Annotated in this window: 18 protein-coding genes, 3 tRNA genes, 1 other RNA gene and 1 pseudogene; 3 read left to right on the top strand and 20 right to left on the bottom strand. The window is 29.1% G+C overall.

Annotated features, from left to right (window positions below):
• Positions 1 to 248 precede the first annotated feature (248 nt).
• Positions 249 to 1,187, bottom strand: a complete 939-nt coding sequence (locus V7Q02_RS14395; RefSeq protein ID WP_106064717.1) for a GNAT family N-acetyltransferase — start codon at positions 1,185 to 1,187, stop codon at positions 249 to 251.
• Positions 1,188 to 1,512: 325 nt separating this feature from the next.
• Here V7Q02_RS14395 and V7Q02_RS14390 point away from each other — a divergent pair, with 325 nt between their 5' ends.
• Complete coding sequence (locus V7Q02_RS14390) at positions 1,513 to 2,172, top strand: DUF4230 domain-containing protein (RefSeq protein ID WP_333861761.1); 660 nt, start codon at positions 1,513 to 1,515, stop codon at positions 2,170 to 2,172.
• A gap of 614 nt (positions 2,173 to 2,786) precedes the next feature.
• On the opposite strand, the gene V7Q02_RS14385 is transcribed toward V7Q02_RS14390, so the two are convergent.
• From V7Q02_RS14385 to V7Q02_RS14300, 18 genes are all read right to left on the bottom strand, one after another.
• The gene (locus V7Q02_RS14385; RefSeq protein ID WP_106064715.1) at positions 2,787 to 2,975 is read right to left on the bottom strand and encodes a hypothetical protein; all 189 of its coding nucleotides are present in this window, start codon (positions 2,973 to 2,975) and stop codon (positions 2,787 to 2,789) included.
• Between the two features lie 12 nt (positions 2,976 to 2,987).
• Positions 2,988 to 3,176 carry a hypothetical protein gene (locus V7Q02_RS14380; protein ID WP_106064714.1) on the bottom strand — a complete coding sequence of 63 codons (189 nt, stop codon included), beginning with the start codon at positions 3,174 to 3,176 and terminating at the stop codon, positions 2,988 to 2,990.
• A gap of 152 nt (positions 3,177 to 3,328) precedes the next feature.
• Positions 3,329 to 3,487 (bottom strand): hypothetical protein, encoded by a 159-nt coding sequence (locus V7Q02_RS14375; RefSeq protein ID WP_170063741.1) that lies wholly within the window; start codon positions 3,485 to 3,487, stop codon positions 3,329 to 3,331.
• A 25-nt stretch (positions 3,488 to 3,512) separates the two neighbouring features.
• Positions 3,513 to 4,292 carry an EFR1 family ferrodoxin gene (locus tag V7Q02_RS14370; RefSeq protein ID WP_106064713.1) on the bottom strand — a complete coding sequence of 260 codons (780 nt, stop codon included), beginning with the start codon at positions 4,290 to 4,292 and terminating at the stop codon, positions 3,513 to 3,515.
• Positions 4,293 to 4,358: 66 nt separating this feature from the next.
• Positions 4,359 to 4,892, bottom strand: a complete 534-nt coding sequence (locus tag V7Q02_RS14365; protein WP_106064712.1) for an NAD(+) diphosphatase — start codon at positions 4,890 to 4,892, stop codon at positions 4,359 to 4,361.
• Positions 4,893 to 4,990: 98 nt separating this feature from the next.
• Positions 4,991 to 5,683: a DNA/RNA nuclease SfsA gene (gene sfsA, locus V7Q02_RS14360; protein ID WP_333861760.1), complete on the bottom strand. Its 693-nt coding sequence runs from the start codon at positions 5,681 to 5,683 to the stop codon at positions 4,991 to 4,993.
• Between the two features lie 276 nt (positions 5,684 to 5,959).
• Complete coding sequence (locus V7Q02_RS14355; RefSeq protein ID WP_106064710.1) at positions 5,960 to 6,214, bottom strand: pro-sigmaK processing inhibitor BofA family protein; 255 nt, start codon at positions 6,212 to 6,214, stop codon at positions 5,960 to 5,962.
• A gap of 56 nt (positions 6,215 to 6,270) precedes the next feature.
• Positions 6,271 to 6,540, bottom strand: coding sequence for a DUF2508 family protein (locus V7Q02_RS14350; protein WP_106064709.1), 270 nt, complete (start codon positions 6,538 to 6,540; stop codon positions 6,271 to 6,273).
• A 160-nt stretch (positions 6,541 to 6,700) separates the two neighbouring features.
• Positions 6,701 to 7,264, bottom strand: a complete 564-nt coding sequence (locus V7Q02_RS14345) for a pyridoxamine 5'-phosphate oxidase family protein (RefSeq protein ID WP_333861756.1) — start codon at positions 7,262 to 7,264, stop codon at positions 6,701 to 6,703.
• A 207-nt stretch (positions 7,265 to 7,471) separates the two neighbouring features.
• A complete protein-coding gene (gene recR / locus V7Q02_RS14340) occupies positions 7,472 to 8,068 on the bottom strand; it encodes a recombination mediator RecR (RefSeq protein ID WP_106064707.1) in 597 nt (198 codons plus the stop codon).
• Between the two features lie 27 nt (positions 8,069 to 8,095).
• The gene (locus V7Q02_RS14335) at positions 8,096 to 8,437 is read right to left on the bottom strand and encodes a YbaB/EbfC family nucleoid-associated protein (RefSeq protein WP_106064706.1); all 342 of its coding nucleotides are present in this window, start codon (positions 8,435 to 8,437) and stop codon (positions 8,096 to 8,098) included.
• A gap of 114 nt (positions 8,438 to 8,551) precedes the next feature.
• On the bottom strand, positions 8,552 to 10,159 hold the full coding sequence (dnaX, locus tag V7Q02_RS14330; RefSeq protein ID WP_106064705.1) for a DNA polymerase III subunit gamma/tau: 1,608 nt from the start codon (positions 10,157 to 10,159) through the stop codon (positions 8,552 to 8,554).
• Between the two features lie 170 nt (positions 10,160 to 10,329).
• An RNA gene (gene ffs, locus V7Q02_RS14325) (signal recognition particle sRNA large type) lies at positions 10,330 to 10,594 on the bottom strand.
• 11 nt (positions 10,595 to 10,605) lie between these two features.
• Positions 10,606 to 10,695 (bottom strand) — tRNA-Ser (locus V7Q02_RS14320).
• An 85-nt stretch (positions 10,696 to 10,780) separates the two neighbouring features.
• A complete protein-coding gene (locus tag V7Q02_RS14315; protein ID WP_106064704.1) occupies positions 10,781 to 11,047 on the bottom strand; it encodes a Spo0E family sporulation regulatory protein-aspartic acid phosphatase in 267 nt (88 codons plus the stop codon).
• Between the two features lie 345 nt (positions 11,048 to 11,392).
• Entirely contained in the window at positions 11,393 to 11,962 is a 570-nt protein-coding gene (locus V7Q02_RS14310) for a hypothetical protein (protein WP_333861754.1), read from the bottom strand.
• Between the two features lie 152 nt (positions 11,963 to 12,114).
• Positions 12,115 to 12,205 (bottom strand) — tRNA-Ser (locus V7Q02_RS14305).
• Between the two features lie 9 nt (positions 12,206 to 12,214).
• Entirely contained in the window at positions 12,215 to 12,655 is a 441-nt protein-coding gene (locus V7Q02_RS14300; protein ID WP_106064702.1) for a nucleoside deaminase, read from the bottom strand.
• 147 nt (positions 12,656 to 12,802) lie between these two features.
• Here V7Q02_RS14300 and V7Q02_RS14295 point away from each other — a divergent pair, with 147 nt between their 5' ends.
• On the top strand, positions 12,803 to 12,964 hold the full coding sequence (locus tag V7Q02_RS14295) for a hypothetical protein (protein WP_170063740.1): 162 nt from the start codon (positions 12,803 to 12,805) through the stop codon (positions 12,962 to 12,964).
• Positions 12,965 to 13,191: 227 nt separating this feature from the next.
• Here V7Q02_RS14295 and V7Q02_RS14290 read toward each other — a convergent pair.
• Positions 13,192 to 13,268, bottom strand: a tRNA-Arg gene (locus V7Q02_RS14290).
• Positions 13,269 to 13,471: 203 nt separating this feature from the next.
• Between V7Q02_RS14290 and V7Q02_RS14285 the strand changes: the two are divergent.
• A pseudogene (locus tag V7Q02_RS14285) lies at positions 13,472 to 14,150 on the top strand (oxaloacetate decarboxylase subunit alpha); the annotation flags it as partial.

Below are 14,150 nucleotides of genomic sequence, written 5' to 3'. Positions count from 1 at the left end.
CTTTGTCAACATATTTTTTAATTTGTCTTATTAAAAACTTTTATGTTGACTTTTTAACCTTTAGTTTCTCAACTTTCGGCACTTCTCTGTCACATTTTTCAGCGACATATGTTATTTTATCACAATTATTCTATGCATTATATTAGCAATATTAGCTTAGTCTAAATTAAACATATATATCTCCTAAATACTTATTTTTTCTTTAAATTATTTATATGGACACGCTTGATTAGGTTGTAATCAATTATTTAGCCTTCTTTAATCTTATAAAAGGTAATATGATCTCTCCACCTTCCATTAATATAAAGATAATCCTTATTTAAGCCTATCTCTTTAAACCCGCAAGCTTTTAATGCATTTTGAGATCTAAAATTATCTATAAGAGTAGACGCTTCTACCCTATGTAGGTTTATCTCATCAAAAGCATATTCTACTGCTAGGTTTAATGCTTCTTTCATATAACCTTTCCCCTCTTCGTTTCTATCTATAGAGTATCCAACAAAACAATTTCTAAATATGCCCATTACTATATTAGATAATTGTATTTTCCCTATAAACTTGTTATCCTTATATATACCAAAGTTAACTGAAGTACCGTTTAGAAACTGTTTGTAATTCTCCATTAAGATTCTCTTTTGAACAGATAGAGTATAAAAGTTATTCTCTCTTGTTGGTTCAAAAGGCTCTAAATGCTCTTTATTTTCTATATAATATTTCAATACTTCCTCTGCATTTTCAGGCGTCAATAGTTTAATTTCTATATGTTTTCCTCTTAGTGATATCTTCCTTATAATGTTATTGCTAAATATTTCTTTATCTATACCAAATAATATTTCATCTTTGTATATATTGTCTTTTATAATACTATTAGAAATAATTCCTTCTAATTCAAATCCTAAATCCGTAAAAGATGATAAATTTACATCTTCTTCGGCTAATACATTTACTTTAAACATATCCATATTCTTAAATAAAGTTATAAGAAACTTATTTAGAGAATTCTTTAGATACTGATAGCTTTCTTCTCCCTTTTTATAAAATCTTATTCTGAAGCAGCAATACTTATTTTCCTTTGATAAATCAATTATATATACCCTTCCTATGGTGATACCTGAATCATCTCTAACTATATATTCATTTACACTGCCTTGCGCTAATTGCATATTAACTACTTTTGAATCCAACATAGTATCCCTCCTATCATAAAATTAAGATAAAACTTCTTTTGTATTCCTATGTATAAAATATACAAATATTAAAGCCACTGTTATGACATTGTTTTTATTTTCCATAGCCTAAATCCAAATTTATTAATTTTTGTATATACCATGTAATATTATAACATATGCCCTATTGTTAATAAAAAATATATTGATATAATATTTTATTATGCTTATATTTATATTAAACTTATGATTGCAATAATCTTCATGTTTCATTACTAAAATATAATTGGTAAATACTTAATGATTGGGGGGATAATATTCAAATCAATAAGATTTGAATACATAAATGAAAAGAATAATAAAAAAAAGAACTATAATATTAATAACAATTTCATTAATTTTAGGATTTACCATATGCTATAAGTATTTTATTAAATCAAAAACAAAGTCCTTACCAGGGATGGCAAAAAGTATAGAAAATATGTCAAGAAAAGCTATTACTAGCGAAGCCATAGTAAATAAAATACATGAAAAAAAGGATTTAATAACTATGGAAGTAGATTTATCTGATAGGGTAGTATTAGATGATAGCTGGGGAAACTTTGATATATTTAAAAAAGTAACCTATATTGATTTTTGTGGAAAAGGAATTTATACTATAGACTTGTCAAAATTAAAAGGTGAAAATATAACCATTCAGCCTAATGTTAAAACTATATGTATAAGTGTTCCTAAACCAGAAATAAAATCAGTAAATATAGACGAAGAAAAAACTATCTATGAAACAGAAAAAGGTGCTCTTAGATTTGGGGAAATAAAACTTTCTCCCCCAGAAAATCAAATCATAACTAAAAAAGTTAAAGAAAGAATGAAAGAAAAATTGATGGAGCCAGATATGTTAAATAAAGCTCTAGCAAACACTGAAAAGTCTGTTAAAGATCTTATTGGTTCTGTAGTAGATAATAAAGGTTCTGATTATAATATAATAGTTTATTTTGAAAAATAACATTGAATGGCTGCGGCACTAATTTTTAGTGCCGCAGCCACTTTAATTTCCCACTCTTTTAAAAATACAGCATCTTAATATCATAATCTACCGTCCAAGGTATTTATACCTTGCTATCATACCAAGAATTTAAAAAAGCAGGACTATTTAATATCAACAGAACCATAAGAAGATAAGCCTTGCCTTTATCAAAGTTAAATCCTATTCCATAGAATAATGAGCTTATTCTTCACTAACTTTCCCGCAGAATAAACCTTGAACAAAGTCTATAAGTTTTATTCTTTTCATATAGACCTATCCCAAATTTCCGTACAAAGAAATCTATATAAGAGAAAAAATCTTTTCCTTCTTATTTGTTCTGTTATTCCCTAAAAGATACATTAAAGTTAGACATTTTATAGGAAATTATAAATAGTTAATTATAAAAAATATATATAAATACCATGATATAATAACAAAGTCATAAAAACCTTCTTTATGAATCATTTATTATATAAGTTAATTATATCATACATTAATTATCTATGGCTACATATTTAAAACATTAATTATTATTTAAAACTTTAAATATGTACAAAAAAAGACAGCAAATTCTTATGCTGCCTTTGTTAAATTTATCCTTGATCTAAACCTGCAACTACTTTATCATAATAGTCTATTGTACAAATTTCATTTTCAAAGTTAAGGCAATTTCTACAACTTTTATTTTCTGGTTCTCCTGTGGAAGATTGAAATCCATCGTATATTGGCATATAACCAGGACAATTTTCTCCTACAGCCATCATTTCATATGCATTTCCCATAATATTACCCTCCTAATTTCTATATATTCTTTCCTTAATTGGATCAAATAAATTCTTCACACACTTTCCTTTTTCAAAGTTCTTACAGTTCTCACAACTATCTGTTATATTACTTCCTACATCAGACACAAATACAGATGCTATAGGTTCATAACCCTCACAATTTTCAGCAACTACCATTTTAAGTTCCTCTAATCGCATATGTATCACCTTCTCCGTTAAGTTTTATATGTTACTGCTATATATTCTTTCCATGAAAACAAAAAATAATTCTTAAATTTAGTAATTAAATAAAAAAATTAGCATATCTCAAATATAATTTTGAAATATGCTAATTTAGGATATTAAATAATCTAATTTAATACAGACTCTGTTTCAGTACAATATCTTGTAGTTAAACATTTTCCTAGATTTCTAGGGCATCTCCTGCACATACAATTGTTGGCTTTACCATCACATTTTCTGCTTAAAAATTCAGGACAATATTTACAATTATCTCCTCCTACTGCCATTACTCTTCACCTCTGCAATATGTATCTATTTTAAAATAAGATTTTTTATCATGTCTTTTTGGGTTTGTTCTATTTTTTTATCTTTATATCTTATAGCATTTATAGGACATATATGAATACACCTCATACAAAACATACACTTGCCATGAAATATAGCTCCACTATTTTCAAAAGTGATATTTCCCTTAGGGCAGTTTCTTAAACACAATCCACACTTTGTACATTCTTCTGTAGATGTAAAATTTTTAGACATTTTAGGGAATAGTCTGCTATAACTCTTACCCATAAGCTTTCCCCCTGCTATCCTTAAATGGCTCAAATGTACTTTTGTGTCTTTATTATTTAAAAAATTTTCCACAACCTTATTAACCTGTTTATAGGCATTATCCTTAGCAATATCAAAAATATGCTGTTCCGTTTTTTTGCCAACTCCAAAATAATAGTTATTACTCATTTGCAGCATACTTTCAGCTACAACCTTATACCCTTTTTTTTCTAACTTCCCTTTTAAAATTGACACTGCTGAAGCAGTTTTAGCTGCTTGTGTTGAATATACAATAGCCTTCATATTATTTTTATTACTAGGTAGTTTTTCAATAAAATCATCAACTATTTTAGGTTCTAACTCGGCATACACAGAAGTTCCTAATATAATAAAGTCATAATTATCTATTTCAAATTCTTCTACATTCTCTATATTTACTAAATCAATTTCTATTCCATGTTTGTAAAAACTATCTTTAAATCTATCTCCTACCCATTTTGTATTTCCTGTACCACTGAAGTAATATAAGATTCCCTTCATAAAATCTCACCTTCTCCCAATATTATAATTATTTATGCAACCTATAAACCATAGAATTTAATTATATTATTTTTTATTATTATCACATATATAAGCTTTTTCTTCATCATACCCAATTTTCTTTAAAACTTTTCTTACTACATTTTTTCCTATTTCATCTTCCTTCATTTCACAAAGGGCATTTTTTAATTCCCTCCAATCAACCCATTCAACTTCATCGGATTTATTAATTTCTCCTTCTAAATAGTCTGCCATAAAAGTTAACATTATTAATTCCTTTGATGGCAGGTATTCACTTCCTAAATATTTTATATTTGACACCATAATTCCTGTTTCTTCTTTTACTTCTCTGTATACTGTTTCCTCCACAGTTTCACCATTTGTAACATAACCAGATACTAAAACCTTTGAATCTTTAAATATGTAACTTTGTTTAAGAAGTAAAATATTATTATCTTTTATTACAGCTACAACTACACAAGGTTTAGGGGTGTCAAAATACATTATATCATCTACAGGACAATAAGGTACTTCTCCTTCATCCCAACTATATTTCCCTATTAATTCATTACCGCATTTAGGACAATATTTAAACTTCATAGCAATTTGTTCTAAAAATAATTTAGAACTTTCACCTGCCTTTCGAAATTATTAATATAAGATTATTATAGGACAACTTATTTAATTATTCCAATACATTAAAGTCTAATACTAACTCTATCCTTTAGAGTAATAAAATCTTCCCCTACACTGCAGTCATATGCAAATATATTTACTCCATTTTTATATGCAAGTCTTAATGCATCTCCAAAAGCTTTATCCATGTCATCATTAGGTGTAAAATAACTTACATCTTCCATTTGGATTAAAAATAGGACTCCTGCTCCTTTTCCCTGATTTTTAACTTCTATCAATTCTAATAAATGCTTTCTTCCTCTTTCCGTTGGAGCATCAGGGAATCTAGTTTCTCCGTTCTCCTCAAGGGTTACTCCTTTTACTTCTAAATAATATTCTTCATCCGCTTCATTTCTTAATCTAAAATCAAATCTGCTATTTCCAAAAGTTTTCTCCCTTTCAACCATAGTATATTCCTTAAGTCCTTCTATTTTTCCATGAATTAAAGCCTCTTCCACAACTTTATTAGGTATCTGAGAATCTATATTTATAAATCTTTGCCTTTTATATGCTCCAATTAAATCATACTTTGTCTTTCTTAAAGGATTATTCTCTTCCCTTAAAACTACAGTAGCACCTGGTATTAATATTTCTTTACATCTACCAGTGTTAGGAACGTGTACTAATGTTTCATTACCATCTATAAGCACATATCCCTGAAATCTATTAGGCCTTCTAATAAATTTAGCCCTTATGATTTTTTTATTTATAAACATATTATTATCTCCATTTCTATTTAATGTTATACACAAAGTCTAATAATTTATCCACATTATGCACAAAAATATTCACATTTGTGAACAAATACTATATTACTGTTATATCATAAGTAAATATTTTTATGTATTATAATAAAACAAAAGGCTGTTGATAATTTTTGTTACCAACAGCCTAATAAATTACTATATTCTCATTTAATTTATTTTGAGATATTTCTATTCCTGCAATTCTAACCAAATTTTCATCAACCCTTACCAGTACATTATTGTTTACTATAATAAAACCTTAAATATAATTAAGAATATTACTCCAGGCACACCAAAAAAACCTGCTATCAGTGCCGTCGCCGCATTTATTCCTATGCTAAAGTTAAATAATGACCCTACCATATTTATCAAAAATAATAAAACTGCTCCCATTACACCGTTTATTATTAATTTTGTTAATATGGCTAAAGGCCACGCAAATATTTTTACCAATACTACTAATGCTAAAATTGCAATTATAAAATACCCTATATATTCCATATTATCACCCCTTCTCCCAAATCACTATAATTATAAATATTAGCCTTTCACTAAAATTATACAGCATCAAACCCTTCTAACATATATTTATATTGAATCTTAATTTTTTTATTCTTTGCCTCATTCAATAAATACATATATTTAGCTTTAGCTGCTTCCTCCATATATATAGCGTAGTCTACTAATCTTGGATCTTTAGCCATTTCAAAATAACATCTAGCTCTTTCTATTTCTTCCATAGACTCTATTATAGAAGTGATTATTTTCTTTTCTTCTTTTGTATAGCTCTTATCCTTTTTTAATTGAAGCCTAAATTTGTTATTCATAAAAAACCTCCTATCACATGTGTTATTGTAATCTTTGACATATAATAAGAGGTTTATTCATTGTGTTCATCAAACAAACTCCTTTCCTTTTTTAAATTAATTTACATAACGATAGGACTTTATTTGATGAGGACATAGATATAGGGATAAGGGATATTGATTATTCAGTTTTTGCCCACTTTAGTTCTTCTCCGTTTACATCATATTTTTTTCTTTTGGCTGTAATTTCTTCAATTTCTATAGAATATACATTAGTGCCCTTTAATCCTGCTTTAGCTGCTATGGGAAAGTAAGCCATCTTTGTCGGGACATATTTTTCACATATTAACCTTAGCCCTCTTACCTTTTCTTCTTCATCTTCTACTAATCTCACTTTTCCTACTACAATAGCAGATTCAAATTGGGTAGTAAAAACTTTACTACCAAGCATCCCTGCTTTTGATTCATCTTTCAGTATTTCATTTAATTCCTCGTTAGAGTAGATTTCTGGAATTTTTGTTTCTCCAACAAAAACTACGCTAACCTTAGGATTCTTCTCAAGTATCTCAACCTTTCTTCCATCCATAGCTGAATGAAAATATAATGTATTTCCATCTCTTGCAATAGAAAGAGGAATACTATAAGATTTATTATCATTATCTACCATTGAAAGTACTCCATATGTGGATTTATCTATGACTTCTAATCCAAATTTTCTGTTCATTTCTCTATCTTTTCTTCTCATACTTTTCACCTGCCTAAATGCTATTATTATTACATAGGTTCCACTCCATTCAAATTTCTGTTCAAACCTCTAATAAAAAACCATAGTTCCAAGACATTACTTATACCTTTTCCCTATGGTCTTCTACAATAACTTTATTTACATCCTAAAATGAATTTGCATAATGATAGGACTTTATTTGATGGAGACACACATATAAATTTTAATCTATATTTCTTTTCTACCCTCTAAAGCTTTAGATAATGTAACCTCATCAGCATACTCTAAGTCTCCCCCTACAGGTATTCCATGAGCAATTCTGGTTACTTTAGTTCCTAAGGGCTTTAGTATTTTAGATATATACATAGCCGTAGCTTCTCCCTCTACATTAGGATTAGTTGCAACTATAACTTCTTTTACATTTCCATTGATTCTGCTTACCAATTCTCTAAGCTTTATATCATCTGGTCCTCTTCCCGCCATAGGAGATATTGTTCCATGAAGTACATGGTAGGTTCCATTGTATTCTCTAACCTTTTCTATAGCTATTACGTCTTTAGGCTCTTCTACAACACATATAGTACTTTTATCCCTATTAGGATTACTGCATATAGCACATGGATCTTTATCTGTAAAATTACCACATACAGAGCAATATTTTATTGTTCCCCTTGCCCTTACAAGAGCTGATGCAAATTCATCTACTTCATCCTTTGGTAAATTCAAAACATATAAAGTTAATCTTTGAGCAGTCTTATTTCCTATTCCGGGAAGTTTCGCAAATTCCTCCATAAGTTTCTCAATGGCTACTGGATAAAACTCCAATTCCTTCACCTCATCTTAAATTAACCATTAAAACATTCCTGGTATATTTAATCCGCCAGTTAGTTTTTTCATCTCATTAGATGTTTCTTCTTCGGCTTTTTTTAATGCCTCATTGCAGGCAGATATAATCAAATCTTGAAGCATTTCAACATCATCTGGATCTACTGCTTCAGGTTGTATTTTTATATCAACAATTTCTTTTTTTCCGTTCGCTACAGCTTTAACTACCCCCCCGCCAACACTTGCTTCAAATTCCTTATCTTGTAACTGAGATTGCATTTCCTCCATTTGTTTCTGAAATTTCTGTGCTTGTTTCATTAAATTATTCATGTTTCCTCCACCGAAGTTGGGTAATCCGTTTTTTGCCATGTCCTATATTCCTCCTTTAATATCTTTTAGAATTTAAATACTTTGCCTAATTATAGTGTATCATACAACTATTTATTGTAACTTATGAATTATAAACTGTAAATTACTTTACATCTATTCTTCTAATATTTTTACCATGTCCTCTCCAAAGGTCTCTTTTAAAAGTTCTTCGGGATTTTCTTTATCCGTTTCTTCCTTTTCTATAATATATTTTATTCCTATCCTTTCTTTTAGTACCTCTGAAAATATTTCTTCTACTATTTTTCTATTTTCTTCTTTTTCAAGTCTTTGTTTATTAAAAGCATACTGTTGTTCATATTTTAATGTTAAAATTCCATCTTTACATTCTATAGGTTGAGCAGTCATTAAAGATGCATATATTACCATATGTCGTCTAGCTTTAAAAGTTTCTAATATATCTTTCCATGATTTCTTTACTATATCTATATTCAATTTTGAATCTGGATTAAATTTTTTAGCCGGCTGTATTACCGCATTATCATTAACTTTTTTTTCTTTAGACCTTCCTTGTGCTTTTGGTACTACAGTTTCACAAGCCACTTTTATTTCACCAGTTTTCATGGCTTCTTCAAGCTTATTTAATCTTGCAAGTATAACTTCTTTTGAAGTATCGTACTCTATCTTACACATCTTAATTATGGCTAACTCTAAATATATTCTACTTTGTTTAGTCCATTTAGATTGTTCCTCTGCATCTTGAAGTATTCTTATGTCTCTCATAATTTCTTCGATTCTTATCTTTCCGCTTTGCTCTTTTAAAAGATTTATATTTTCCTCTGACATATCCAATACTTCATCAGGATTTTGACTTACTTTAACCATAAGTAGATTTCTCATATGGTTTATCATATCCTTAATAAAATAATGTATATCTTTCCCACTGAGTACTATATCTTCTATTACCTTAATAGAATTCTCAACATCTTTATCTATTATACTATCTGTAAGCTTTAGTAAATTCTCATTAGTTACAAGCCCCAACATATTTATTACTTTATCATATTCAATTTTCCCATTACCCATGGATATAGCCTGATCCAACACACTTAAAGCATCCCTCATTGCGCCATCTGACATTCTAGCTATGAGATTCAGGCTTTTGTCATCTGCAAAAACTCCCTGTTCCTTTACAATAAGCCTAAGCCTTTCAAATATATCTTCACTTTTTATTCTTTTGAAATCAAAGCGCTGACATCTTGATAAAATAGTTATAGGAAGCTTCTGAGGATCAGTGGTAGCAAGAATAAAAATTACATTTGCTGGTGGTTCCTCTAGTGTCTTTAAAAACGCATTTACTGCTCCCGGCGATAACATATGCACTTCATCCATTATATAAACTTTATACCTTGCTTCTCTTGGTGGATAATTAACCTCTTCTACTATTTCTCTTATTTTATCTACTCCGTTATTAGAAGCAGCATCTAACTCTGTTACATCTATTAAAAGATTTGAGTTTATTTTTTTACACATTTCACATTCATTACAAGGCTCACCATCCTGCAAATTTAAACAATTCACAGCTTTTGCAAGTATTTTAGCTGTAGATGTTTTTCCAGTTCCTCTAGTACCGCAAAAAAGATATGCATGAGCTATTCTATTATTTATTATTTGGTTTTTTAATGTAATAGTTATATGTTGCTGACCTATTACATCTTTAAAGTTTTTAGGTCTCCATTCTCTATATAAAGCTGTATAGGACATACATTTCACCTCTTAGTAAAACTTTTAAATTGATTTTTAATCATATCTCATACTATTATACATTAAGTTTATGTTAAATTCTATTTTTACATATTACGTAGTATATTATTTTTTAAATAAAAAAAACGTACAATAAACTTTATTTATTGTACGATAGCTACTATATTAAACCGTGCACCTCGCCTTGGCAAATAACCTATGAGCGTCACCTATACAGTTAACTCAAACCAGGTTTATCCACGGCACACGAAAATTATCACTTACCGCTGCTTCCTTCCGGATCTGACGGAGTTCATGAGTTTCCGTTGCGTGGGACCCAGCTCTCAATGCCACTTATATAGGTCAGTCCCCACATGTTATAGCCTAATCGAGGAATTAAACCCTGCTATAGCGGATTGCAGGTACAGGGCACCGCTAACTCCCCGTCTAGCACGGCAAAGATTATATGGCGGAGAGAAGGAGATTCGAACTCCTGGTAGAGTTTCCCCTACACACGCTTTCCAGGCGTGCTCCTTCAACCGCTCGGACATCTCTCCACAGTCTACTCATGAATTAATCTATATTTATTTAATTAAGACAAAGATTATTATACTATCAAATTTATTAAAATTCAATAGCTTTTTATAAAAATTTAATCTTTTTTGAATTCTTTTTCTCCGTGGTAATGTTAGTATACTCATTTAATAACTTGTCCATGTACTGACTTACCTCTAAAATTTGTTTGCTTTTTTCTAAATTATCTATATCACAGGATACCTGGTTTAATAGCTCCCTTGTATATTCTATTTCCTTTTCTATATCCAATATATTATCATATCCTTCTATCTCTTTTTCCTGTAAAACAACTTCATCTATACCAACGCAGGATAATAAAAAACTTTTTTTCATTTAAAAATCCTCCTTTTTATATACGGTGGATATTTTAAATTTATAAGAAAACATATGGCAAAAACTAATTAATATCATTATATATGTTTTCTAATAAAAAATATCAAAATGATAACTCCTTCATAGTACAAGTATATCATTGTTGTAATTTTAAGTAAATAAAACATATTATACATACTTTGTCATATATTTACCATAAAATTGTTATTACTATTAGTTTTCTTACTTTTTCTACACCGCATATTCTTGTATTTTAGAATTATACATATTTATATGTAACAATTTGTTTAATAATTTCTATTTGTATACAAACCCTTCCTATTTAAAAATAAATTACACTGCATCCTAATCTATTATTTGAAACTTTAGTAAAAACGCTTCATGATTCATTATATTTTTTACTAGTCCTTCCCAAAGTAATTCATTATCATCTATAATAAGATTTGTTAAATCATTATTGTTATTAAAAAATAAATCTATCTTTCCAAATCTCCTTTTATTATAAAGACTTTTATATCTCATCTCTCTATGTAAATTAGCTGATTTATAATTTTCTAATAAAATATTACTCATATCACTGTACGCTTTTCCCAATAAGTTATTCTTTTCATTAAAGCTATATCGTTGAAATTTATACTCCTTTATTTTACCATCTTTTATATCCGTAGCTTCATAAGAAATTTCCTCATTACATACAAAACTTTTTATAAAAAATATGTCTCCTGTATAATCTTTAGGTACATATTGATTACTATAAATAATTTCTCTTAATCCGCTCCCTAAATTTCCCCATTCTCTCTTATCAAAACATTGATAAGTTATTTGAATATTACTTTCTTCACTTTCATTATATAATACTATAGTGTCATTTTTAGGAAATGATCCGTTTAAGCTTTCACATGAAGTATTTTTCAATTCCGCGTCCCTCCTAAGAATTTATATATAGACTTATTCTATTTACATATATTAATTTCCTTTATTTTCTTGTTAATGTTTTATTAACACTTTGAAAACAAAAAAATATTTATAATAAAAAAATACACCCATATCCAAGTGTATTTTTAAGTTGGCGGAGAGAGAGGGATTCGAACCCTCGGTAGAGTTTATCCCTACAATTGATTTCGAGTCAATCACCTTAGACCGCTCGGACATCTCTCCATATAAATATTATCTTTTTGATTTAAAAAAGTTTTCTAGTATTAAACTGCATTGATTATTATATAGCCATTTTATATAAATATTACTATTTAAATTTTTATTTTGCAATATATTAATTATAGAACCACAAGCTCCTAATCTAGGATCAAAGGTACCTATATATATCTTGCTTATTCTCGACTGAAGTATAGCCCCAGCACACATTGGACAAGGTTCTAATGTGACATAAAGTTCACAACCATTTAATCTCCAATTTTTTAGATAACTAGCAGCTCTTTTAATTGCAATTATTTCTGCATGAGCTGTGGGATCTTTTAAAGTTTCCGTAATATTATGTGCTGCCGCTATTATTTTTCCATTCTTTACTATCACTGCTCCTACAGGAACTTCATTCATAGCTTCTGCCTTTTTGGCTTCTTTTAAAGCCTCAATAATAAAATCTGCAGTCATACTATTCTTACCTCTAATAACTTCTTTTTTATTATTTCTAATTATTGCCCTTAAAATATGCCTGTGATGAACTATTTACATACAATTCAATATGGTTGTGCGTGGGTAACCGGTATCGCTATCCCTTTCAGAAGAGAGGTGATACATATGTACGAAATGTTTATAGTGGTTTTTTCTGCTCTATCATTTTTGGTAGCTTTGATAAATTTAATTATCGTGCTTATAGATAAAATAAAAAGGCAGCCCACCGCCGCAATGGTATGGCTACTTTTTTATAATCTTAGCTTTGCCAGCTGCCTAAACAACTAGAATTGTATACTGCAGGGTGCGTCAACACCATGTTTTTATTATGTTCATTTATTGATTTTATTATATCATATTTTTATTTTTTTTGTACGCTATTAAATAACATTTCACATAAAAACATTTCCTTTGTAAATAAATATAGTACAAAATCCCCTATCAAATATCTAGTCACATAATAAATATCGTAAAACAGATAAAAGCCTTGCAACCACTATAATTACAAAGCTTTTTGGTGCGCCCGAGAGGAATCGAACCCCCGGCACGCGGTTTAGGAAACCGCTGCTCTATCCTACTGAGCTACGAGCGCATGTATGTTTAATTTAATTCTACACTAGTGTCAACATAAATAGTTTATTACAATTCATATTTATTGTCAACAGGCTTACAATATCTTCTATTAGTTATACTAAATTATGTTAAATCTTTTAAAAGTTCAATGTTAAATGGAGATTTTTAACAGTTAATATGTTAGAATATATTTAGAAAACTTTTTATATTTGAGGTGATACCATGAAAGATATACATATTACAGAGACAGTATTGCGAGACGCAAATCAATCTTTAATAGCTACAAGACTATCCTTTGATGAATTTGCACCTATTCTTCATAAATTAGACGAAGCCCATTATTATTCTTTAGAGTGCTGGGGAGGGGCTACCTTTGATTCCTGCATAAGATACTTAAATGAAGATCCATGGGATAGACTTAAAAAAATTAAATCAGTAGTTAAAAAAACTCCTTTACAAATGCTTTTGAGAGGACAAAATATATTAGGTTATAAACACTATCCTGATGATGTGGTAAGAGAATTTATAAAAATGGCTGTTTATTACGGAATTGATATAATAAGAATATTCGACGCTTTAAATGATTTTAGAAATATTGAAGTTGCCATAGATGAAACAAAAAAACAAGGAGCACATGCCCAAGGAACTATTGTATATACTGTAAGCCCTATTCATAATGTAGAAAATTATATAAATTTGTCAAAAAAATTAGAAAATATGGGGGCAGACTCTATATGTATAAAGGACATGGCGGGCCTAATAATGCCGGATATAGCATATAGCTTAATAAAAAGTCTTAAGGAAACAGTGAAAATACCAATATATCTTCATTCCCATAGCACAAATGGACTAGCTGAAATGTCTTATTTAAAAGCTGCTGAAGCTGGTGTTGATGGAATAG

Origin of the sequence: Clostridium sp., assembly GCF_036781005.1 — a bacterium.
Lineage (GTDB): Bacteria > Bacillota > Clostridia > Clostridiales > Clostridiaceae > Clostridium_B.
This window is presented reverse-complemented; position numbering and strand designations above follow the sequence as displayed.

Excerpts from the sequence above, each read along its gene's own strand:
- V7Q02_RS14395 (WP_106064717.1), bottom strand. The coding sequence starts at position 1,187 with ATGTTGGATTCAAAAGTAGTTAATATGCAATTAGCGCAAGGCAGTGTA.
- V7Q02_RS14390 (WP_333861761.1), top strand. The coding sequence starts at position 1,513 with ATGAAAAGAATAATAAAAAAAAGAACTATAATATTAATAACAATTTCA.
- V7Q02_RS14385 (WP_106064715.1), bottom strand. The coding sequence starts at position 2,975 with ATGGGAAATGCATATGAAATGATGGCTGTAGGAGAAAATTGTCCTGGT.
- V7Q02_RS14380 (WP_106064714.1), bottom strand. The coding sequence starts at position 3,176 with ATGCGATTAGAGGAACTTAAAATGGTAGTTGCTGAAAATTGTGAGGGT.
- V7Q02_RS14375 (WP_170063741.1), bottom strand. The coding sequence starts at position 3,487 with ATGGCAGTAGGAGGAGATAATTGTAAATATTGTCCTGAATTTTTAAGC.
- V7Q02_RS14370 (WP_106064713.1), bottom strand. The coding sequence starts at position 4,292 with ATGAAGGGAATCTTATATTACTTCAGTGGTACAGGAAATACAAAATGG.
- V7Q02_RS14365 (WP_106064712.1), bottom strand. The coding sequence starts at position 4,892 with ATGAAGTTTAAATATTGTCCTAAATGCGGTAATGAATTAATAGGGAAA.
- sfsA (WP_333861760.1), bottom strand. The coding sequence starts at position 5,683 with ATGTTTATAAATAAAAAAATCATAAGGGCTAAATTTATTAGAAGGCCT.
- V7Q02_RS14355 (WP_106064710.1), bottom strand. The coding sequence starts at position 6,214 with ATGGAATATATAGGGTATTTTATAATTGCAATTTTAGCATTAGTAGTA.
- V7Q02_RS14350 (WP_106064709.1), bottom strand. The coding sequence starts at position 6,540 with ATGAATAACAAATTTAGGCTTCAATTAAAAAAGGATAAGAGCTATACA.
- V7Q02_RS14345 (WP_333861756.1), bottom strand. The coding sequence starts at position 7,264 with ATGAGAAGAAAAGATAGAGAAATGAACAGAAAATTTGGATTAGAAGTC.
- V7Q02_RS14335 (WP_106064706.1), bottom strand. The coding sequence starts at position 8,437 with ATGGCAAAAAACGGATTACCCAACTTCGGTGGAGGAAACATGAATAAT.
- dnaX (WP_106064705.1), bottom strand. The coding sequence starts at position 10,159 with ATGTCCTATACAGCTTTATATAGAGAATGGAGACCTAAAAACTTTAAA.
- V7Q02_RS14315 (WP_106064704.1), bottom strand. The coding sequence starts at position 11,047 with ATGAAAAAAAGTTTTTTATTATCCTGCGTTGGTATAGATGAAGTTGTT.
- V7Q02_RS14300 (WP_106064702.1), bottom strand. The coding sequence starts at position 12,655 with ATGACTGCAGATTTTATTATTGAGGCTTTAAAAGAAGCCAAAAAGGCA.
- V7Q02_RS14295 (WP_170063740.1), top strand. The coding sequence starts at position 12,803 with ATGTACGAAATGTTTATAGTGGTTTTTTCTGCTCTATCATTTTTGGTA.